Below are 21,919 nucleotides of genomic sequence, written 5' to 3'. Positions count from 1 at the left end.
CAAGTAACTCGTGATTTATCAATCTAACTTCAAGCAATCATCGATACATGATTAGTAAAGAGAAGTACAATGGTTGGCCTATTTCACAGGTCAATCATTTAGAACCCCTTGGCTTTGATCAGTTTTGCATACTTGCCAACGACATCCAGTCACTACCACATAAACATCCGATGTTAAATATTGAGTTCAACAATAAAATAGATAACACATTAAAAACTAGCGTTATTAAATTGAATTCTGACTCTTAATCCAACATTTCTAAACAAAGAGGTAAATTACTTCTATGGACGCCCCCGTTAGGTGCCGTTTTATCCCATTGTCTTCTTGTATTAAGGAGATAAGCACATGCTAGAGCTCTTTCTACAACCCGAAATCTGGGTAGTATTTGCAACTTTATTGATTCTTGAAATTGTTTTGGGTGTCGATAATGTCGTCTTCATTTCTGTTCTATGTGAGCGGCTTCCCGAACAGCAACGCAAAGTTGCACGTAATTTAGGTATTGGTCTGGCGGTGTTAACGCGAATAGGTCTTGTATTTTCTATTTCGTGGGTGATGTCTCTGACTAATCCTTTGCTGAGCTTCGCCCATACAACGTTCACCGGGCGAGATATTATTATGATATTGGGTGGTGGTTTTTTGTTAGCTAAAAGTGCGAAAGAACTTTGGTCATGGTTAAGACATACACCATCGTCATATTCGACTCAAGCTAGGACTGGACTAGCCGTCGTACTTCTCCAGATTGTAGCGGTAGATGCCGTTTTTTCAATGGATTCAGTTATAACCGCTGTCGGCTTAACATCTGAAGTGCCCGTTATGATAGCCGCTATTTTGACATCCGCGATTTTTATGATTTTAACAGCGGAAAAAATTAACAACTTGGTTATTCGTTACCCAGGGTTTAAAACGCTGGCTTTACTGTTTTTGGTTTTATTAGGAGGGTTGTTGATGGCGGAAGGGCTAGCCATTCATATCAATAAAGGCTATGTGTACTTTGCTATGGTTTTCGGACTAGCGCTTGAGTTATGTCATATACAAATAAAAAACAAACATAAGCGAACCTTAACCATCCAGCGAATTAAAGCATATCAGTCCAAAGCGAACCGAGTTACATTCTAATGAGACACGTCTCCACTATAAGGAGACTGTCAGCTCTGCTAATTCGGAATGTGCAAACCTATCCGACACGGTCAGCACTAGACAAAGCGGCTTTCTATAAATAAGGATCATTCATTAATTGCTAATTTAGGAAGGTTGCTAGCATGAAATTGTCCAGAAACGACTTTAGTGATGCAAGGGACGAGTATTTACACCGGTGCATTCGCATCCGCTTGATTCTCTGGCATCGCCTCGATAAAAGCGGGTAACTGATTACACGCTTCAACAATCGAATTAATCAGCGAATACGGCGACATATCAACGCCAAAACGCAGCGCATTGTAGACTTGCGGCACTAAGCAGATATCGACAATGCATGGTGAATCGGTGAGGCTATACACCGAATCACCGTGTGTTTGACGATGCTTAGAAAGCTTCTCTTCTAACGCCGAGAAACCTTGACTCATCCAATAGTGAAGCCAATCCATTTTTGCCTCTTGCTCACACGATAATTCTCGCTCCAAATACTGCAGCACACGCAGGTTATTAAGAGGGTGAATTTCTATCGCAATATCCTGAGCCATTGCCAACGCTTGATAGCGCAGTGGTGTTTGCTCTGGAATCAACAAGGAGTCTGGGCTGCTCTCACACAAATAGTTTTCGTCCAAGTATTGCAAGATCGTCAGCGACTGATTGAGTTGAACGTCACCATCCACCAGCACCGGCACTAATTCACTAGCGTTGAGCTCACGATATTGTGGATCATGCTGCTCGCCGCCATTACGCACCAAATGCACAGATTTGGATTCATAGTTGATCTGCTTTAGGTTTAATCCAATACGCACTCGATAGGCTGCGGACGAGCGCCAGTAACCGTAAAGGATAATGTTCTTGTTCACGATGCTCTCGCTCATACTGAAACCTTATTACGTGGATTATAGCGCTCGATACTGGCTCACTTTTTGGTCAATCGCACCAAAAATGGAGTCACCCGCTGCATCAAACATCTCAAGCTTGATCGAGTCACCAAACGACATGAATTGAGTCGACGGTTTACCATCACGAATCGTCTCGATCATGCGAACTTCGGCAATACATGAATAACCCACACCGCCCTCGGCAATTGAGGTGCCATGATCGGTGCCTTGTTTATTCGATACCGTGCCTGAACCTATGATTGCACCGGCCGACAGTGGTCGAGTTTTCGCTGCATGCACAACTAACTCGGCAAAGTTGAAGGTCATATCGACGCCTGCATTCGGGCAACCAAAAGGCTGGTCGTTGTAGGTCGATATCAATGGTAAATGTACCTTACTGCCTTTCCACTGTTCACCAAGCTCATCAGGTGTTACCGCAACCGGAGAGAACGCCGAAGACGGTTTAGACTGGAAGAAGCCAAAACCCTTAGCAAGCTCCGCTGGAATCAAGCCACGCAGCGACACATCGTTCACCAACATCAGTAATCGAATCGAATCGTGCGCTTGTTTAGAACTTGCGCCCATAGGGACGTCACCGGTGACAATCGCGACTTCTCCTTCGAAATCGATGCCCCACTCGTCACTGGCAAATTCGATGTTGTCGCGAGGGCCGATAAACGCATCTGAACCGCCTTGATACATCAGCGGATCAACCCAGAAGCTTTCTGGCATTTCAGCACCACGAGCCTTACGCACCAACTCAACGTGGTTGACATATGCACTGCCATCAGCCCATTGATATGCGCGTGGCAGAGGTGATTCACAATACTGAGGTGCAAAGGCTTCACAGCCTGTCACATGCCCATTGTTTAACGAGGTGTATAACTCTTCTAACTGAAAAGCCACGCTGTCCCAGTTATCCAAAGCCACCTGCATGGTGGGTGCAAGGTGCATCGCGTGGAAGACTTCAGTGGCAGCCACACACTGTTTGAGATCTTTACTCACGACCATCAATAGACCATCGCGAGTGCCATTTTTCTTGGTTGCTAATTTCATCCTTGTCCCTTACTTCTTGTCGTTTACTGGCTCTTGCGAACTAGAGTCTTGCCAGCTGTAGACATATTCTTTGTTCTCAACGCTATCGAGTTCATCAGAGAACTGCAGCGCGTGGCGAGTATCGATCATCACCGCCACTTCATCGGTAAACTTCTTCTTGTGCGCTTGCCCAGCCTTGAACGCCTTTGGGTGAGGCCCATGAGTGAAGCCCGCCGGATGGAAGGTCACCATACCCGCTTCAATGTTGTCGCGGCTAAAGAAGTCACCAGCGTGATAGAACAGCACTTCGTCGTAATCATCGTTGTTGTGGTAGAACGGCACTTTCAATGCGCCAGGATCGCTCTCAATCGGGCGTGGTACAAAGGTACACACCACAAAGCCTGCGCCAACAAAGGTGGTATGCGCAGAAGGTGGCAAGTGGTAGCGATGTGACATCAAGGGTCTGATATCGCGCCAATTCACTTTCACCACCGCAAGGTCGCCATGCCAACCAATTGCATCCAATGGATTGAACGGATAAGTGATGACACTGACTTTATCGTGACGCTTCACCTGAACCTGAGTCTGGTTTTCTGAATACTGAGCGCAGAATTGATCATTGATAGCAGGGATGTCGAGCACCGCAGGATCAAACACCGCGTGATTACCGACCATGCCTTTCTCTGGCAGGGAATAAGCCGCATCGGTGTTCTCAATCATCAAGATGAACATCGGCTCACTTGGCTCTAAGCGCCAGTTGGTCGAGCGCGGGATCATCACATAATCCCCTTCACTCACTTCTAAATGACCATAGTCACAATAGAGATCGGCACTGCCTTGGTGAATGAACAGCAGCTCATCACCGTCAGAGTTACGCACCAAGAAATCCATCTTCTCGTCCATGCGCCACACACGAATTTTGCAGTCCGCATTGTGCAAAAGATGAGGCACAGCCCAAGGGGTTATCTGGCTGGCTTTTTCCACCAGCGTAAAATCAAAAGCGCGAGGGCGTAAATCCCCCTCCCACTCCGACCAACCTGTTGGGGCATGTTGGTGATGGAAGTGAGCGGCAGGGCCAAAGAAACCACTTCGACCCGCTTCTCGTTCATAGATTGCCTCTTCGGGAAAATCGGCATGCGCTTGTTTAGAACACACCCCCTCCCGATGAGGAAACGAGATCCATTTATGCATCGTCTAATACTCCTCGACGAACCTGGTCCTCTTCAATCGATTCAAACAGCGCTTTGAAGTTACCTTCGCCAAAGCCTTCGTTGCCTTTACGCTGAATGATCTCAAAAAATACAGGGCCGATGACCGTCTGCGTGAAAATTTGCAGCAAGATGCCGTCTTTGGTCGGCGCGCCATCAATCAGAACACGTAAATCGCGCAGTAGATCAGTGTCTTCACCGTGGCCTTTCACACGCTCGTCGACTTTCTCGTAATAGGTATCAGGGGTTGGCATAAAGTCCATGCCGCGATCACGGAGGGTTTTCACCGTTTTGTAAATGTCATCCGTAGCGAGCGCGATGTGTTGGATACCTTCGCCGTTGTATTCGCGGATGAACTCTTCGATTTGTGATTTGTCGTCTGAAGACTCATTGATTGGAATTCGGATCTTGCCACATGGTGAGGTCATGGCACGGCTCACAAGGCCTGTCAGCTTACCTTCAATGTCGAAGTAGCGAATCTCACGGAAGTTGCCGATACGCTCATAAAACCCAGACCAAACATCCATATTGCCTTGCTTCACGTTGTGCGTGAGATGGTCGATTTCATACAAGCCAACATTAGCTTCGGCCATGCGCTCTTCCGCATCGTCATAGAATCGGAAATCAACGTCGTAGATGCTCTGCTTGCCATAGCGATCCACAAAATAAAGCAAACTTTCACCGATACCATAAATGGCAGGAATGCTCAGCTCCATCGGCCCTATTTCTGTTTTGTACTCTTCACCACCGCCCTTGAATGCTTGCTCCATAGCAGATGTTGCTTCGTTGACACGAAAAGCCATACCGCACACTGATGGCCCATGCACTTTAGCAAAGGCTTCCGCTTGGCTGTGTGGTTGTTCATTAACGATAAAGTTGATGTCACCTTGTCGATACAGCCAAGCCTCTTTTGATCGGTGCTTGGCGATCTCAGCGAAACCAAGTGACACAAACAGCGCTTTAAGTTGCTCAATTCCCTTGTGGTCAACGGCCGTGTATTCAACAAACTCGAATCCATCCGTACCAAGCGGGTTGTATGTATCCACCATGAACTTTCTCCTTGTACCTATTGGTTTTGTATTACGTGACTTTTTATTACGTGCTTTCTATTACACGATTAAGTGTTGTGTGTTTTTTGTCCTTAATTAAATTTGGCCCACAAGCCGAGATAATGGAATGCATCGAAGAAAATGGACGGTCACGGTGAAAACTCGTCAATATGTAAAGTAATTGTTACAGGCGAACAGCTAGAATAGGAAAGTGAGTACTATCAAAGGATTGAAAGGCGGTGCTTTAATTTACAATCGAACATAGGATGTGAATAAGTTGTTACAGGTAAGCTTTTATTCGTACAGGCATAACTTACAGAAATGCATTGAATACAAAAAAGCCACTGTAGTCAGCGGCTTGATGAGCTCTAGAAAAAACCTAATTCCAATATAAAATTCGCATTAATCCCACTCCAAAATCGACCAATTTGGTTGATCAGCTAACGCTTTTAAACGCGGGCATGGGTTCACCAAATAAGCAAAATCAGCGTGTTCACACAAAGGTAAGTCGTTGATTGAATCCGTATAAAAGTGGATATCTGAGTAGTTGGTTTCTTGATTGTCTAACCACTCTTTTAAACGAATCACTTTACCTTCACGGTAACTTGGCACGCCTGAGATCTCAGATGTGAAACGGCCTTGGTTTTCAATCAAATCAATACCGAGTGCGTTCTCGATACCAATCTTACGGCCGACCGCTTCCACTAAAAAAGTGACGCTGGCTGAGATGATCAACATATCGATGTTGTCGCGCGCTAGCTGATCAATCAAAAACTTAGACTGCTTGAACTGTTTAGGCAAAATATGTTGTTCGACACACTCTTCCACCAAGGCAGTCACTTGCTCTGTTGGCATGTAGGCCAGTGGTTGCATGGAAAACGTTAGGTAATCTTCCATATTCAGTTTACCTTCCGAATACAGGCCCATTAAGCGCTTATCTTCTTCAATAAAGTTGGGCGCAGTGGCAATGCCCTTTTCAACCAAGAACTCATTCCAAAGCATTGCTGCATCGGCATTGATCAGCGTTTCGTCCATATCAAATACATACAAAGGTTTGAACATCTTAGGCTCTCACAGGTTGAATTTCGTTAAGGTTAAACAGGAGTTCAAGTTGGCTGCCGTTTGCCAACAGTCGCTCAGAGGAACGGTTAAGTAGGTCAACCGTCAGTTCACACTCATCGACGTCCACTTGGTAGCGAATCACGTTACCCAGCAGCTGGTGGTTGCGAATGGTGCCCGTTTTCGGCGCGGAGATATGCTCGCCATACTGTCGGCCTTGCTCTTTAACGTAGATAGATTCAGGTCGAATCGCTACTTTCCAATCGGTTTCAATATTGAACAACTGCTTAGCTTTATTCGCTAGCACCAGATTGTAGTGCCCCATGAACCCGCCACGAACTCATTGGCAGGTTGAGTGTAGATCTCTTCGGGTGTACCCGCTTGGACGATCTCACCTTTATTCATCAAGAAGATGCGGTCAGACATGATCATCGCTTCTTCTTGATCATGAGTCACGAAGATCGTGGTCAGGTTCATCTCTTTTTGAATATCTCGGATCTGTTGGCGTAGGTGTTTACGGATCTTCGCATCCAGCGCCGAAAGCGGCTCATCGAGCAATAGAATACGCGGCTTGACCACCAAGGCTCTTGCCAAAGCCACACGCTGACGCTGACCGCCCGATAACTGATGTGGGTAGAATTTCTCTTTGCCCGTTAAGTCCACCAGCCCAATTACTTTCGCAACTTCGTGCTTAATCTCATCGGCGGCAAGCATTTTCATTTTCAGGCCAAAGGCAATATTTCCTTCAACCGTCATGTTCGGGAACAGCGCATAAGATTGAAACACCATGCCGATACCACGCTGTTGCGGCACTTGGTGAGTAATCTCTTCGCCGTTAACCCAGATCTCGCCGCCATCAACAGGATTCAGGCCTGCTAAGCTGCGCAGTAGAGTCGATTTACCACAGCCGCTCGGGCCAAGCAGAGTAATGAATTCGCCCTTCTCGATGGAAAATTCAATGTCTTCAAACACTGTATTGTCACCAAAGCTCTTGGTGAGGTTTTTCGCATTTACATAGCTCATTATTTTGTTCCCTGGCTGAAACGACTTGCCAACCAAGTCAGTAAGAAAATAAACAAGAAGTACGTCATCACAAGGGCTGACGTGAAGTGGCCGCTGGTTTGACGCATGTTGTATAGGTAGATTTGCAGTGTCTCGTAGCGTGTACCCACTAAGATGTTGGCGAACACGAACTCGCCCAATAGGAACGAAAACGACAAGAACAACGACGCCATTAAGCCTTTCTTAAGGTTTGGCAGAATAATTAACAAGAACGCTTTAGTGGTGCTTGCGCCGAGCAAGTGAGCAGCGTCCATCAAGTCGTGCAAGTTAATCGCTTCAAAGCTGTTAGCAATCGCGCGATACATGAATGGCAACGCGATGGTGAAGTAGGTGCCAATCAAAATCCACGGCGTGCCTATCAGTGAGATTTCACTATCGGCATACAGCTGAAGCAAGCCGACCGACGACACCACAGGTGGTACAGCGAATGGTAATAAGATCAATATATTCATCACCTTGTCGAGCTTCGGGAAATAGTAAAACACCACGAAAATCGCAGGCAGAACCAACACCACACTCAATGACAGTGCCGCCACACAGATAAACAGTGAACGACCAAAGGCTTGTAAGAAGCGAGGATCGGTCAATAAGTTGATGTACCAATCCAACGTGAAGCCATCCGGCAGGATCGTCGCGCCCCATCGAGAAGAGATCGAATAGATAAAGGTCGCTAAGATCGGGATCATCATGATTCCGACAATCGAATAGACAACCGTTTTATGAAAGCGAGTATTTACCGTGTTCATTACTTTCTCTTCCCTGCGTAGCTTTTGCTGATCAGCCATTGGTTAATCACGGTGATGAAGGCCAGCATCGCCATCAGAATCACGGAAATTGCGGCGGCTAGGTTTGGTTCTAGGAACAGGTCGCCCGATACCAAGCTCGCGATTCGAATCGTAATTACGTTGTAGTTGCCCGAGGTCAACGCATACACACTCGCATAGGCGCCAATCGCATTAGCAATCAAGATGATGAAGGTGCCGAACAAAGCCGGAGACAGCACAGGCAGCGCGATTTTGGTCCAGTACTGCCAAGTTTTCGCGCCAAGCAATGCCGAAGCGGCTTGCCAGTCGTCACTCAAGGCATCGAACGCTGGATACAGCAATAAAACCGCCAATGGGATCTGGAAATAGATGTAAATCGCCAGCAAGCCCCATTTACCGTACAGGTCGAAATCACCCAATAATCCATACTGCTTGAGCAATAAGGTGATCGCACCATTGGTGCCCAAGATGATGATGAAAGCGAACGACAAAGGCACACCAGAGAAGTTGCTGCTCATGTTGGTGAAGGCAATCACCGCATCGCGGATTTTAGAATCAACGCGGCGCAGTGAAGAAACGAGCAGAGTCGCGATCGCTAAACCAACAATGCTCGACCAAATCGACAGCCATAAACTGTTACCGAAGGCCTGCATCATGAAGGCAGAATCGAATATTTCAGAATAGTTTTCGAGAGAGAGGTCATCGTCGTAGAAGAAGCTGTTGATCAGCACCCAAACCATAGGTGCCAGTTGGAACAAGTAGAAAAACAGCGCGAAAGGCGCAAGCCACAAAGCGGGCTTGAAGCGTTGAAACAAAGATTTGGTTTTGGGTTGAAGCGCAGAGCCATCGCTCTGCGTGATTACAGAACTGCTCATAAGGCCAACAATTCCTGAGTGTAAGATTTATCGTGTTCTAGATTGAGTAACTGACAGACGCTGCCGCAGATATCGGTCTGTTTCACTGAACACTCTTGGTGTGTGAACTTATCGCCAATCACAAAGAATGGCACTTCACGCTCTTCAGGCAGAATGCCACCGTGAGACAAGTCATTGTTCATGCCGTGGTCACTGGTGATGATCACCTGATAACCATCGTCTACCCACTTCTCAAGATAGTTTGATAGGTAAATATCCGCGCCACGAGCACTGTTGCGGTACTGGCGAGAATCCAACCCGTGCTTGTGCCCTATGTCGTCAATGTTCATTGGGTGAATCAACAAGAAGTCCGGCTGATGAGTAACACGCAAGTGCTCAGCATCCAAGAACAAGGCTTCATCTGGGTAGTGATCCCAGTGGTAAAAACAGCCGTGTTGGATATTCATGGTTTCATCGTTAGTGAAACGGTCGCGTACAGCATCAAATGGCGCTCGGTTATACAGCTCACTCACCCAATGATATGCCGCTGCAGCCGTCACTTTGCCCTGCAATTTCGCCAAGCTAAAGATCGACTCGTGATTCGATAAACGCACGATTTGATTGTTGACGATGCCACTCTCGACAGGGCGAACACCGGTCAGAATGCACTCATACAGTGGGCGTGACATAGATGGCAGCTCACACTGCACAGGGTAAAGCGTGGCGCGCAGCTTGTTTTCTTGCGTGCTCTGCGAAGTGCTCTGTTTATTGTACGAATCGCCCTGTTTCTCATGCATATCACCCTGTTTTGTCTGCAAATCGCTTAGTTCTAGAAGACCGTTCAGGTAGCCCATGCAATCACGGGCTACCTGATAGTTCAGTCCATCTAGAACAACAAGGATAACCTTATTGCTCATGGTCTATTCTCTATTGCTTATTTTGGATACGGATTACTGCTGGTGAATCAAGACACTTTCTTGCCATTGACGTGGTAGGCGGCGTGCTGATTTTTCCCATGCTGAGAAGTCAGTCACTGGGTGGACGTTGCTGTATTGCTCGTTTGAGATCAGCTTGTCTTGTACTGATTTAGGCAGCGTGATGTTGCTGCGGATTGGACGTGCGTAACCTTCTGCTAGGTTGATTTGACCTTGGTCGCTAAAAATATATTCACGAGCCAATTTCGCCGCGTTAGGGTTTTTCGCGTATTTATTGATGATGGTGGTGTAACCAGAAATCACTGAGCCATCTTGTGGAATGCTTACTGTAAAGCGCTCACGGTCGATCTTGTCGCGGTAGTTCAATGCGTTGAAATCCCACATGATTGCCACTTCCACTTCGCCTTTTTCAAGGTTTGCGATGCTTGGATCTGTGTAAGACAGACGGCCTTGCTTCGCTAATTCACCAAAGAACTTAATCGCCGGTTTTAGGTTCGACTCGTCACCGCCGTTAGCAAATGCAGCCGCTAGAATTGCGTTGTTTGCTTGCGCGGCTACACCTACGTCACCGACGGTTACTTTGTAGTCACCTTCTAGTAGGTCACTCCAAGATTTGGGTGCATCTTCAACAAGGTTATTATTTGAGATGAATGAGATAGTGCCGGTGTAAGCCAGAGCCCAGTGACCATCTTTGTCTTTCGCCCAGTCTGGAACATCATTCCAAGTGGTTGGCTTGTATGGTTGCGTTACGTCTTTTTTCACAGCGACACGTGCAAATGCGAAACCAACATCACCGATATCTGCGGTTGCGTTTCTTTTCTCTGCTTCAAATTTCGAGATCTCTTGAGCCGAGCTCATGTCGGTATCCTGATGCTTCAAACCGTAGTTTGCTTTCAGGTCAGCCCATGTGCCTTTCCAGTTTGCCCAACTGTCTGGCATACCCACACTGTAAACCGCACCCTCTTTTTGAGCGGCTTCAATCAGTGACTTAAGATCAGCATCCTTCGCCATCGCTGGCATTGAAAGTGTTGCCGCTATTAGCGTTGCGCCTATTAATTTCGCAGGTGAACCAATCAGTTTGGCTGGCGATACAGTTGAACGGCTAAGCAAAGTTTTCATTGTCTCTATCCCTCTGGACTAGGTCAGTAAGTTCGTTTTGTATGCTATCGCCAGAGTGTGACGCTTTCGCGCAAGTTATTTGACAGTTCAGATGCATTTCTGTGGCAGTTATATTTCACTCATATGACAGCAAGCCTTTGTTTACTGTCACATTCCTGTTAACTCCGTGGTTTACCTTATTGAGCACACGAACTTATGGACTAGATCAGTAATGAGAACATTGGCTACAGGGCAATCAGGGACACAGCTAGGCAGAATTAAGGCGAGCATAAGAGAACAGCTTCAATCTGGCATCTTCACCGAGGGGCAAAAACTGCCATCCGAAAGAGAGCTCAGCGAGCTATTTTCAACCACACGAATCACGCTCAAAGATGCGCTGGTCTCATTAGAAACCGAAGGTTTGATATATCGAGAAGAGCGTCGAGGTTGGTATGTGTCACCCGAACGTGTTCGCTATAACCCATTATCACGTTCCCACTTTCATCAAATGATTCGAGAACAAGATCGCATAGCAGAAACACGCCTGCTGAGCACCCGCACAGAGATGGCCGCGGGCGATTACGCCAAAGCATTAGAGATAGAACAGATAACGCCGATACACGTGATTGAGCGACTACGCTTTATTGATGGCCGAGCGGTGCTGTTCGTTGAAAACGTCTTGAAAGCGCCTCTATTTGAAAAGGTGTTGTCGGAAAACCTCACCATGTCGCTGACAGGCATCTACCGAGAAAAATATGGCTACGAGACTAAACGATCGCGCTTTGATGTGATTCCAACTTCTGCACCCGCACATGTCGCCAAGGCGCTGAATTTAGCCGAAGGCCAGCCTGTTCTAAAGATCTGCCGAGTGAACTACAAACAAGATGGCGAGTTGATGGACTGTGAATTGGAGTACTGGCGACCCGATTCGGTAGTGATTCATATCGACAGTATTGGGTAGTGCAATATTGATAGAGAGGCTTTGGTTTGTGATGCACTAGTTAGCCAAAACCAAAACTCCGACAGATTCAGTCGGAGTTTTATTTTAACAGATTTGCTTAGCAAGCAACCCTAACCTAGACAATTTTCTGTTCATGTTTGTTGGTTGATTCAGGATCTTCAGACAAGAAGCGCTCTACTATGTCTCTCAACCTACCTTGATTGACAGGCTTTGATATAAACTCATCCATACCAACATCAAAACACAAATGCTTGTCTCTAGGTACAACGTTAGCGGTCAAAGCAACGATTGGAATATGCTTTGAAGAACCTTCTTCTAACGATCTAATTTGCTTAGTTGCTTCGAAGCCATCAAGAACCGGCATCTGACAGTCCATGAAGATCATCTCGTATTCGTTAGCTTTGAATTTCTCGACACCAATTTCACCGTTGTCGGCAATATCAACCTCAAAACCAAGCTTCTTAAGCATCATCTTGGCCACTTGTTGATTCACTCTAGAGTCTTCAACAACCAAAACCTTACCACTGAATGAAGCAGTGACCACTTCTGGTTTCGGGTTTTCTTTGATTGGATCTTGTTTCTCTGCTTGTTTGGGTGGAACAGAGGCTGCAGATTTAGTTAGTGGTACAGGTTCATTGTCTTTGAACGCGACTTCACCTCTGTTTGGATAGGTAAAGGTTGAGGTATCCTCCGCTCTTGCGAGCACCTCGTTAATGGTCCATTTAAGCTGGTTATCTTGATAAGGACGAGCAATGTAGGCAACAAACCCCACTTGTTTAGCGTACACTTCATCTTGCTTTCTAGGATCGGCAGAGATCATCACCAACTTAGGGCATTCTTTACCAAAACGTTCTATCAAACGAGTAGCCAGCTGGAAGCCATCTATAGAAGGCATCACTTTATCAATAAGCACCAAGTCATAAGGTGCTGACTTGGCGATAGATTCTGAAACTAACTCAAGCGCTTGATTTGCCGTCTCACAACATTCAGATGCGACGCCAAAGGATTGAAGCTGTGTGGAAGTAATTCGCATGTTCAACTGACTATCATCAACCAATAACACGGAGAGTTTGTTGAAATCGATACAACTCTCATCTATATCCAAACACGGATCAAAATCAGCAACAAAATAGAATGTACTGCCCTTGCCCTCCTCACTAGTTAATTCTAATTGACTGCCCATCAAGCTAACGATTTTATCGCATATTGTGAGACCAAGTCCGGTTCCACCGTAAATACGCGTGGTACTGCCGTCAGCTTGTTGAAACTTATCGAACACCGATTTTTGCTTGTCTTCTGCGATACCAATACCACTATCGATAACCTCAAACCTCACCCTTAGCTTTTGCTCTGGTTCAATTACTTTTTCTAAACGAAGCGAGAGCGTGACATGGCCATACTTAGTAAATTTGATTGCATTCCCCACTAAATTATTCAGCACTTGTCTTAACTGAGTGCCATCGCCGATAACCATGGTTGGAATTTTAGGATCAATCGCCAACTGGAACCTGAGCCCTTTCTGTTCAGCCTTAACTCTAAACGTCGATTCAACATCCGCGACAATCCCCATCATCTTCATTGGTTCTTGCTGCAACTCTAGGTGACCCGCTTCAATCTTCGAATAGTCGAGAATGTCATTAATAAGGTCAAGAAGTGTCAGTGAAGAGGTATTGAGCATATCGATATACTCTTTTTGCTCTTTAGGCATATCCATTTCAGAAAGCAGGGAGGAAAGACCGATAATTCCGTTCATCGGAGTTCGGATCTCGTGGCTCATGTTGGCAAGAAATTCACTCTTGTTTCGGTTGGCAACTTCTGCTGTATCTTTGGCTTTCACCAACTCTTGATACTGTTTACGGATACGCTCAATAGATTGGTTATAACTGACTTCTAGCGTTGATATCTCGTCTTTATATGTGCATTCGGTTGGCGTTAAGTAACGTGGCTTGTTGTCTTCTAATTGCTGTTGATTGATTTGAGAAGACATGGTCATCAAGCGCTTTACAACGAGACGATATACAATAATTAAACACACCACAGCTAACAAGAAAACTTTAACGGCTTCGAACGTAAGTAGTAAGAGGGCATGTTTACCTAGATGATAGAGGATCATACTTAAATCAGCCTGCACCGTTAAAGTCGCAAGAGGGTAACTTTTATCTCCCATCTGATGCACCATTTCCCATGACTGAGAATAAGAATGTTCAGAAGATATTTGCCCCAGTTCTAAGATTTTTTCATCGGGATTTTCAATGAGTAGATAACTTACAGAAGGTAGGCGTGAGATCCCCTCAGCTTGCACAAGTAATTGATCTCGATCTTCAACCCACAAGCTAGCCGTTAAACCGGAGAGGTAACCAGCTTTAACCTGTTCGATCTGAGAACTGATAAAAGTCACTCGGTTTTGATATTCCACATACAGCCCCAAGCCTGTCACTATGACTGTGAATAAGGTGCTAATTACGACAATTACCCCGATCAACTGTCGAGAGAGCCCAATATAGCGCTTTCCTTTTTTTACCATACAAAAATTACCACTATTATTATCCCAGTAAACTACAATTACTCAATTAGTATAATAGTAGTCATTCATCAAATAACTAGGGAAGGTTATGAAAAAACATCTTATCTTTTCATCCATAGTCAGTTTGTTTTCAAGCAGTTATGCTTTTTCAAGCGAACCTATTCACTACTACATTATTGCGAGCCAAGCGCAACCTTTTCAGATCGAAACTGACGATTCATCTCACAGAGGAATGGTTTCAGATATTGTTAAGGCGGTATTCGATAGTAGCCAATATGAGATCAACTATCACACCTACCCTTTTAACCGAATGATCGATAAGCTCAATGTGAGAGAGAACCCCAACTGGTTGACCTACGGCAGCCCTAGCTGGGGAAACATCCAATCCGTTAACTTGTCGGAAGACCCGATTTACAATGTAAAACACGTGTTACTCAGCAGCGGTAAAAAGCCGTTTGAGTTCAATACAATCGATGATTTAGATGGAAAAGCAGTGGTATTGCTGGTGGGATTTGAGTATCCGAACTTAGAGCCTTACATCCAACAAGGTAAGCTCAACGAGATCCGAGTTAAAGATTACGCTGCCGCTTTTCGTGTCCTGAATCGAACACCAGGCGATACCGTGTTTGTGGAGATGGAATCACGAATCAAATACAACCTAAACGAGCAGAAGCTACGTATTGAGGACTACCAGATGCAAGAGTTTGGTTCTGTTATCAATAACTACCCAATCCATTTGGCGTTCGACCCTGAGATGGATCCTAAGCTGCAATCTTTCATTAACCAACGTCTAGGCCAGATGAAAGACGATGGGCAACTCAATGACATTGTGCAGAGTTATTTATAAGACCTGTACAATGTGTATCTTTGGTAGCGTACTTTAGCTCCCTCTGATAACAAGTGTTCGCCAAAAATAGTGTTCTTACTAAAACAATATTCTCACCAAAACACTATTCATACCAAAATAAGAAAGGCCGCCCTGCTCAGCTCATATACCAAATTGCAGAGTGGCCTTTATGTTGACTCTTTAAGGACACTGTCATTTATATAGTAGAGCTATTAGTGATTAATGCTAAGAGATCAAATCCAATTGTTGATTTCGAAGTTGTTGACGCACCTCCATCAAGATCTCGCCTAAACGGTTCTCACCAGTTCCATCCCCCCCATCGCCCCAAAAATGGTCTTTATGAGAATGCTCTTTGATCACTGAATCTCCAGTGTTAACAAGAAACCGCGCAAATCTGTGGTTCTGTCTAAACTTCTCGGTCACAATGAATTGCATGACTTCGACACGAATGTCATACCAATCTTCACGAACTTGCCCTTCATAATATCGGCTCAAAGAGAATGCTTCAGCAGGAGTGCTGGCTTCGAAAATGGTATTGCGCAGCGCTTCAGAGACAAATTTCATCGCTTGATAGTAGTGTTCACTGGTTGCCCAAACTTTATCATCAACTTTGATAGGACAAGCCGCAAAATTTGAAAGGTATCCGTTCGGATCTTCAGGTTCATAAAACAACACTTCTTTATTTTGGGACACAGAATTAGACATAGCCTTTTCCTTACCAAGGACATCACATATTTATACTTCAACTTTAAAACTAGTGGCGTTGCATATTGCTGTCAAACGACTTAGTTCAAGAGTACGTCATGTGCGGTTTTTAAATCTGAAGGTCGTAACTTCAAAGAGGAAATAGTGAAGCGGTACAGTGGTTTAGAGAGAAAATTTGTTGATTGAATACAGTTAGGTGTTAAAGGAAAGTGGTTATAAATTAAAGGGTGGTGTTGTGCCACCCTTCTAAATGCAATGGAGATTATTAGTGAATAAGGCCTAGTTCCCTCGCTTCTTCCAGACTAAAACCGCTTTCTCTGATTTCTCTTAGAGCTTCTATACGACGACGAGCTTCAGCAGACTTCATTTTCTTTTCTGGTTTGAAAGATACTTCTTCTTCAGCATCCCACTTATTTGCAATATTTGTCATTTCATCATGGTTGATAGAATTAATGGACATGTTTTCCTCCGAAACACCATGTAATGGACAGGTAATCTGTAGCAAATGCGATTTCGCTTGTTAAGAAGTTCTGTACTGAAATGTGATGATTCCGACGCTTCACAAACCTAATTAACAAATACCTCATTTAAACTTTGCCAAAGGCATTTTCTGCAATTACATTAAAAAAATTACCCATAATAAATGTGGTTTGATCCAACTCTCATTTTCCCCTCTTTCAACTCTTCGTTTCTTCTGAAAATTCGTGAAATAACCCAAGATAAATTTCGAGGCACTTCATTCTTTTTGTGCTCATCGCTTTTACTAAATTCACTTCATGTTAATGATAATAGTTATCAATATCATAAGTGAGTATTTATCATGTCTGTGGAAAATTTGGATACACCACTTCTCGAAGTAAAGAATCTATGTGTCGACTACATCACCGATGACGGTGATTTCAATGCGGTCAAATCCGTTAGCTTTAGCATAGGCCAAGGCGAGATTTTCGGCTTAGCCGGAGAGTCCGGTTGTGGCAAAAGCACCATCGCGTTTGCCATTAACCGCCTGCATAAGCCGCCAGCTTTTATTTCTGGAGGTCAGATAGTCTTTGACGGACAAGAACTGTTGAACTTATCGGACAACCATTTAAATACATTGCGTTGGAGCGAGATCGCGATGGTATTCCAGAGCGCCATGAACTCGCTCAATCCCGTTTTAACCATCGAAGAGCAGTTTGCGGATGTGCTGCGCCACCATAAGGGCATGAATAACGAACAAGCTAAAGATCGCGCCGAGAAACTGCTCGACCTTGTGAATATTCCACGCCACCGCCTAACAGAATACCCGCACCAGTTCAGTGGCGGCATGCGTCAACGTTTGGTGATTGCCATCGCTCTCGCCCTCAACCCGAAGCTGATCATCATGGACGAACCGACCACAGCACTGGATGTGGTAGTGCAACGCGAGATATTGCAGCAGATACACCAACTCAGAGAGGAGTTTGGTTTCTCGATACTCTTCATCACCCATGACCTCGCACTGATGAGCCAGTTGTGTGATCGCATTGCCATCATGCGCCACGGCAAGATAGTTGAGGTCAATAAAGCCCATGAGATTCGCAATAACCCACAACACTCCTACACCCAAAAGCTATGGAGTTCTTTCCCTAATATTCATGAACATGCTCACGCGACGGCGTGCTAGGAGAGCTCTGTGTCACAACCTATTTTTCAAGTAAAAAACCTCGTTAAAGAATTCACTGTTGGTGGTGGACTTGGCAAAGAAGAGATCTTTAGAGCACTGCATGGTGTGAGTTTTGACTTACATGCAGGCAAAACACTGGCATTGGTTGGCGAATCTGGTTGCGGGAAAAGCACCTGCGCACGATTGATGACCAAGGTTTACCCTGCGACAGAGGGAGAGATTCTCTTCAAAGACAGGGATATTTCTACCTTAAAAAGTCGTAAAGATATCTTGGACTATCGCAGCCGTGTGCAAATGGTGTTTCAAGACCCCTTCGGTTCACTCAATCCCACTCACACCATTGAGCACCATTTAACGCGCCCACTTAAGATCCATAAACAGGTAGCCACTAAACAGGCTCTCACAGAGCGCCTCAAAGAGTTATTAACGCTGGTGGAGTTACCCATCGAAACGCTCGCCAAGTACCCACACGAGCTCAGTGGCGGTCAAAGACAGAGGGTTAACCTAGCCAGAGCGCTTGCGGTTGGCGCTGAGGTTATTCTTGCTGACGAACCCACCTCGATGTTGGACGTTTCAATTCGACTTGGCGTGTTGAACCTGATGCAAAAAATGAAAAAAGAGTTGGGGATTGGCTTTTTGTACATAACCCATGATCTTGCGACCGCACACTATATCGCAGAAGAGACGGCGGTGATGTACAAAGGACAGATCGTCGAATGGGGCTCAACCCAGTCGATCTTGACCAATCCACAACACCCGTACACTAAGTTGTTGATCTCTGCCGTGCCCGATCCCGATCTACCATTTGGCGAACTCGTCAAAAATGAACCAAACTATTCAATAGACGCTGATCGTATTCGAGAGCAGAGCAGTGAAATACAGCATGAAATCAAACAAGTTGCTGATAATCACTTTGTAAAACAGTGGGATAACGTTGCATGAATGAACTAGACACTTGGTTAGATCGGATCGGAGATTGGTACAAAAACCGAAAGCATGATCAAGTGGACCGGTTAGAACCTTTGATCTTAACGCCTCCAGATGCACTCTGGGGGCCTTTGATCACGGATGAGCAGAGCAAAGGCATCGCATGTTGGCTAGATGGATGCCTGAGAATCTTTACTTTCTATCGCCACCTCGCGGATTCATCGAATCCGGAGTTGGATTCGCAGGAGGCTAGCAACTCAAGCCATCAAGAAAAAGCCTACCAATACCTGATGTTCGCCTATAGCAAACTGCAAGCGGTGTCATGTGATCCAAAATCAGATGCTGGATTGCAAGAGTGGTGTACACAGCGGCTACAACACTTGTGTGTATTGGCTTTGGAGTTTACGAACCAACAGCAAGAACCACGTTGGAAAGCAGAATCAGAAAAATTGATCGAATCGCATGTACGCTTTATGACAACCCATCCCCGAAACGATGATCAAGGTACTATTGAACGTCACCTCCACTGATCAAGCCCTTCTCGATCAAACATCAAACCAGAGTCTCATCAAAGTTAGAGCCATAAAAAGCATGATCTAGCCTTGATCATGCTTCGGCGTTTAATTCAGTAAACCATTGATTTTTAATGATTTACTAAATTTCAGGCAAAAAAAAGCGAGTCCTTCAGGAACTCGCAAAAATCTATTCAGTATGATGTAACAAAATATGAGCCAATCTATTAATCATAAGAAAGGACAAAGGTTGTCTATTCGGGATAAATAATAATCAACTGGATGCGTTACTTTGTCATCATTTTGTCAGCGTTAGGTGCGATTTTAATCAGCACCTAATGTGTTCAAAACTATCCATTCAGCGACGGTAAAACAGGCTTATCGCGATAGGATAATGACTAGTGGCTAGTGGCCAATCGCCATTTCATCGAGCGCGAGGAACACGTTCTCGTCAAGGTGACCTTCATGAACTTGTTTACACACTTTACGACGCACAGCTAAACCAGAGATCAAACGCTCAATGGACAGGTGTCGGTTGCTGGTGCTATCACGGTCGTTGTAAAGCTCAATTAAGCGACTCAGTGTTTCGTATGGGATAACGTCCTCCCCAACTCTCAACCAATCAAGCTTCTCAATGAGCTCTGAGCACTCTTCTTTGATTGAGGCATGTGAGTGTCCTGTCATCGCTGATAAAGCCGTTATACTGCGTTCTAGAGCCTCTGCAGAGGTATATTTAGAGAGAGTAATCATGATCTCGTCAGCGTTGATCTCAACAGAATGTTTACGTTGCTTAACTCGACGTCCCAATTTACCTCTTGGCGACGGTGCTTTACGCTGAATAGGCTCAAACTCACCATCAATAATTTCAGACAGCTCTTCCAACTTTTGTTTGGAAACCATCTCGTTGCGTAATGGGTTCGGCAGCGTTGGTGCCATATTACGCTTACCTGCGTTAGTGGTACGCGCTCTTGAGTAACGTAAGACTTCTTCCACATTACATTTGATATCTACCTGATAATCGGTCGTTTTCCCTTTTTCGACCAACGATGTGATCGTCAAATGATAACCCCACAAGTTTACTAGGAAGGTATCTTCCTGATCTCCAACTTCACCCAGCTTTCTAAGTTCGCGAATCAAATCCATAGAGAAGCGACGCCAATCGATGTTACGAGCTAACTTCTGATTCAGTTCACTCAGTAACATGCAATCCGTATGGCGACGAGCCATCCGGCTTCTAAAGTAAGAGTACATTTGGAAAACCAAGGTATGTTGCTTCAGAATTTCTGGCGGAAATAAGAAGAAGTAATCACGAGTCAGTAACTCTTCGTAGAACGAAGGTTCCCAAACGAGGATGTAGAGGTTCGGTTTAATACGAATTTCGCCGTCAGAGCCCTCTGTAGGCGCTTCTTCCGATGCGGTAATGGTTCTAGCTAAGAATCGGAAACGATCACTCTTGAAGCCTTCTGGCATGTTTTCACTAAGCCAACGACCGGTCAGCTCATGCAATTGAAAATCCGTAAATTCGATACGATCAATACTATCGCGGATCGAATCACGTGCAGGGCCACTGTCTTTCTTGCCGCGTAAAGATAAAATATCAGTGATGTAGAGTGGTGTTTTGTTCGGAGTGTGTTTCGCGTCTAAATGATAATCATCTTGGTGATGATCATGGTACTGAACGGTTAGCGTAAATAACGCGAAAAGTGTCATCAGATCATCAACCGTCATAATATTTTTAGAAGATCGTGTCTCGATCACAGCTCGAGTACCGGAGATCGAAACCATAGATTTCTGGTAACTCTTACGCGTTCTAGGTGGTGCTAGTGCCTGATCAATAATCCCAGCCCAATTTGTTGGAGAAACAATGAATTGATCGGCTTCGTCTTTCATTGTTGGTGGGGTATTAAGACCATGCTCATTCAATAAACGTTTGTTTACTTTGGTTTGAGCAAGAGCTTTGGAACGCTTTTGCTTTTCATTTTGTTTAACACTTTCTGTGACTAGGCTAGTAGCGCCTAATACCGATATCAATTGGTTTGGGTTAACAAATCGATGCAGCATGGTTTTACCCGCAAGGCCTTCTTCAAAGCGAACTGGAAGTTGTTTAAAAAGACCAATATTTACTGCGGCTCTTAACCTTTGTTGTAAGGCAGCACGAGTTACCTGACCATCGGTTGATTCAATAATCTCTGTGGTAGAAACATAACCATCTTTACTACTAAAACCACGAAGTGAAATTAAGTTAAGAAGTTCAACTATGCTCTTGGTGACACCTTTGAAGTGTTGGTATTGCTCTATCCATTCTACGGCTGTTTCTGATACCTCAAATAAATGACCATCTTTGTGGCTTCGTGCCTTAATTAACAATTTTTCTTCTGGTTTCATTTTTGATCCGTATCACACTAACCGTAATATCACTATAGTTCCTGAATGATAAAGAAAGAATGATCATAAATAAAGAGAATTTATTGGCTTTTAAATAACTGATCTTTTTGATTAATATGATCTTAAATGATTAAGTGATCTAATGATCTGGACCTTAATTTCCTTATAAGTTACTGAATTAAAATAATTAAAATAAATCCTATTGGAAAGCATGATCATAAAAAATACGAAACTATGATCATTAAACTAAAGAAAGCATGATCACAAACAATCAGAACTATGATCATTAAGTCATTGTAAGCATGATCATTATTACTTAGAAAGCATGATCATTGTA

Annotated in this window: 19 protein-coding genes and 1 pseudogene; 6 read left to right on the top strand and 14 right to left on the bottom strand. The window is 44.7% G+C overall.

What is annotated here, in order from left to right:
• Positions 1–345: 345 nt before the first annotated feature.
• Positions 346–1,116: a TerC family protein gene (locus tag WR49_RS02640; protein WP_017057682.1), complete on the top strand. Its 771-nt coding sequence runs from the start codon at positions 346–348 to the stop codon at positions 1,114–1,116.
• 188 nt (positions 1,117–1,304) lie between these two features.
• On the opposite strand, the gene maiA is transcribed toward WR49_RS02640, so the two are convergent.
• The 10 genes and pseudogenes from maiA to WR49_RS02590 all read right to left on the bottom strand — a co-directional run bounded on the left by maiA (position 1,305) and on the right by WR49_RS02590 (position 11,097).
• Positions 1,305–2,009 carry a maleylacetoacetate isomerase gene (maiA, locus tag WR49_RS02635; RefSeq protein WP_017057683.1) on the bottom strand — a complete coding sequence of 235 codons (705 nt, stop codon included), beginning with the start codon at positions 2,007–2,009 and terminating at the stop codon, positions 1,305–1,307.
• Between the two features lie 21 nt (positions 2,010–2,030).
• Positions 2,031–3,068 carry a fumarylacetoacetate hydrolase family protein gene (locus tag WR49_RS02630; RefSeq protein ID WP_046222964.1) on the bottom strand — a complete coding sequence of 346 codons (1,038 nt, stop codon included), beginning with the start codon at positions 3,066–3,068 and terminating at the stop codon, positions 2,031–2,033.
• A 9-nt stretch (positions 3,069–3,077) separates the two neighbouring features.
• Positions 3,078–4,238 (bottom strand): homogentisate 1,2-dioxygenase, encoded by a 1,161-nt coding sequence (locus WR49_RS02625; RefSeq protein WP_046222963.1) that lies wholly within the window; start codon positions 4,236–4,238, stop codon positions 3,078–3,080.
• Positions 4,231–5,304: a 4-hydroxyphenylpyruvate dioxygenase gene (hppD, locus tag WR49_RS02620; RefSeq protein ID WP_017057686.1), complete on the bottom strand. Its 1,074-nt coding sequence runs from the start codon at positions 5,302–5,304 to the stop codon at positions 4,231–4,233. The genes WR49_RS02625 and hppD overlap by 8 nt, the downstream gene beginning before the upstream one ends.
• Positions 5,305–5,706: 402 nt before the next feature.
• On the bottom strand, positions 5,707–6,366 hold the full coding sequence (locus tag WR49_RS02615) for an HAD family hydrolase (protein WP_017057687.1): 660 nt from the start codon (positions 6,364–6,366) through the stop codon (positions 5,707–5,709).
• A gap of 1 nt (position 6,367) precedes the next feature.
• Positions 6,368–7,386, bottom strand: a pseudogene (locus WR49_RS02610) (ABC transporter ATP-binding protein).
• Positions 7,386–8,171 carry an ABC transporter permease gene (locus WR49_RS02605; protein ID WP_004732591.1) on the bottom strand — a complete coding sequence of 262 codons (786 nt, stop codon included), beginning with the start codon at positions 8,169–8,171 and terminating at the stop codon, positions 7,386–7,388. Before WR49_RS02605 ends, WR49_RS02610 begins: the two are co-directional and overlap by 1 nt.
• Positions 8,171–9,064, bottom strand: a complete 894-nt coding sequence (locus WR49_RS02600; protein WP_046222962.1) for an ABC transporter permease — start codon at positions 9,062–9,064, stop codon at positions 8,171–8,173. Before WR49_RS02600 ends, WR49_RS02605 begins: the two co-directional genes overlap by 1 nt.
• Positions 9,061–9,960 carry an alkaline phosphatase family protein gene (locus WR49_RS02595; protein ID WP_017057690.1) on the bottom strand — a complete coding sequence of 300 codons (900 nt, stop codon included), beginning with the start codon at positions 9,958–9,960 and terminating at the stop codon, positions 9,061–9,063. Before WR49_RS02595 ends, WR49_RS02600 begins: the two co-directional genes overlap by 4 nt.
• A gap of 33 nt (positions 9,961–9,993) precedes the next feature.
• Entirely contained in the window at positions 9,994–11,097 is a 1,104-nt protein-coding gene (locus tag WR49_RS02590; RefSeq protein WP_046222961.1) for an ABC transporter substrate-binding protein, read from the bottom strand.
• 211 nt (positions 11,098–11,308) lie between these two features.
• Between WR49_RS02590 and WR49_RS02585 the strand changes: the two genes are divergently transcribed.
• A complete protein-coding gene (locus WR49_RS02585) occupies positions 11,309–12,037 on the top strand; it encodes a UTRA domain-containing protein (RefSeq protein ID WP_046222960.1) in 729 nt (242 codons plus the stop codon).
• Between the two features lie 115 nt (positions 12,038–12,152).
• Here WR49_RS02585 and WR49_RS02580 read toward each other — a convergent pair whose 3' ends face one another.
• Positions 12,153–14,561, bottom strand: a complete 2,409-nt coding sequence (locus WR49_RS02580; RefSeq protein ID WP_046222959.1) for a response regulator — start codon at positions 14,559–14,561, stop codon at positions 12,153–12,155.
• Between the two features lie 88 nt (positions 14,562–14,649).
• Between WR49_RS02580 and WR49_RS02575 the strand changes: the two genes are divergently transcribed.
• On the top strand, positions 14,650–15,408 hold the full coding sequence (locus WR49_RS02575; protein ID WP_046222958.1) for a substrate-binding periplasmic protein: 759 nt from the start codon (positions 14,650–14,652) through the stop codon (positions 15,406–15,408).
• Between the two features lie 225 nt (positions 15,409–15,633).
• Here the strand turns inward: WR49_RS02575 and WR49_RS02570 are convergent, their stop codons facing one another.
• On the bottom strand, positions 15,634–16,143 hold the full coding sequence (locus WR49_RS02570) for an NADAR family protein (protein WP_315897563.1): 510 nt from the start codon (positions 16,141–16,143) through the stop codon (positions 15,634–15,636).
• Positions 16,144–16,378: 235 nt separating this feature from the next.
• Positions 16,379–16,573 carry a PA3496 family putative envelope integrity protein gene (locus WR49_RS02565; RefSeq protein ID WP_004732575.1) on the bottom strand — a complete coding sequence of 65 codons (195 nt, stop codon included), beginning with the start codon at positions 16,571–16,573 and terminating at the stop codon, positions 16,379–16,381.
• A 360-nt stretch (positions 16,574–16,933) separates the two neighbouring features.
• Between WR49_RS02565 and WR49_RS02560 the strand changes: the two genes are divergently transcribed.
• The 3 genes from WR49_RS02560 to WR49_RS02550 are packed head-to-tail and all read left to right on the top strand — an operon-like array spanning position 16,934 to position 19,215.
• Positions 16,934–17,758 carry an ABC transporter ATP-binding protein gene (locus WR49_RS02560; RefSeq protein ID WP_046222957.1) on the top strand — a complete coding sequence of 275 codons (825 nt, stop codon included), beginning with the start codon at positions 16,934–16,936 and terminating at the stop codon, positions 17,756–17,758.
• 9 nt (positions 17,759–17,767) lie between these two features.
• Entirely contained in the window at positions 17,768–18,700 is a 933-nt protein-coding gene (locus WR49_RS02555) for an ATP-binding cassette domain-containing protein (protein WP_046222956.1), read from the top strand.
• The gene (locus WR49_RS02550) at positions 18,697–19,215 is read left to right on the top strand and encodes a hypothetical protein (protein ID WP_046222955.1); all 519 of its coding nucleotides are present in this window, start codon (positions 18,697–18,699) and stop codon (positions 19,213–19,215) included. Before WR49_RS02555 ends, WR49_RS02550 begins: the two co-directional genes overlap by 4 nt.
• A 387-nt stretch (positions 19,216–19,602) precedes the next feature.
• Here the strand turns inward: WR49_RS02550 and WR49_RS02545 are convergent, their stop codons facing one another.
• Positions 19,603–21,582, bottom strand: coding sequence for a replication initiator protein RctB domain-containing protein (locus WR49_RS02545; protein WP_046222954.1), 1,980 nt, complete (start codon positions 21,580–21,582; stop codon positions 19,603–19,605).
• Positions 21,583–21,919: the final 337 nt, after the last annotated feature.

Source organism: Vibrio sp. ECSMB14106 (genome assembly GCF_000972265.1).
GTDB classification, from domain to species: domain Bacteria; phylum Pseudomonadota; class Gammaproteobacteria; order Enterobacterales; family Vibrionaceae; genus Vibrio; species Vibrio kanaloae.
The sequence above is the reverse complement of the archived record's forward strand: the minus strand, read 5'-3'. Positions and strand labels throughout refer to the sequence as shown.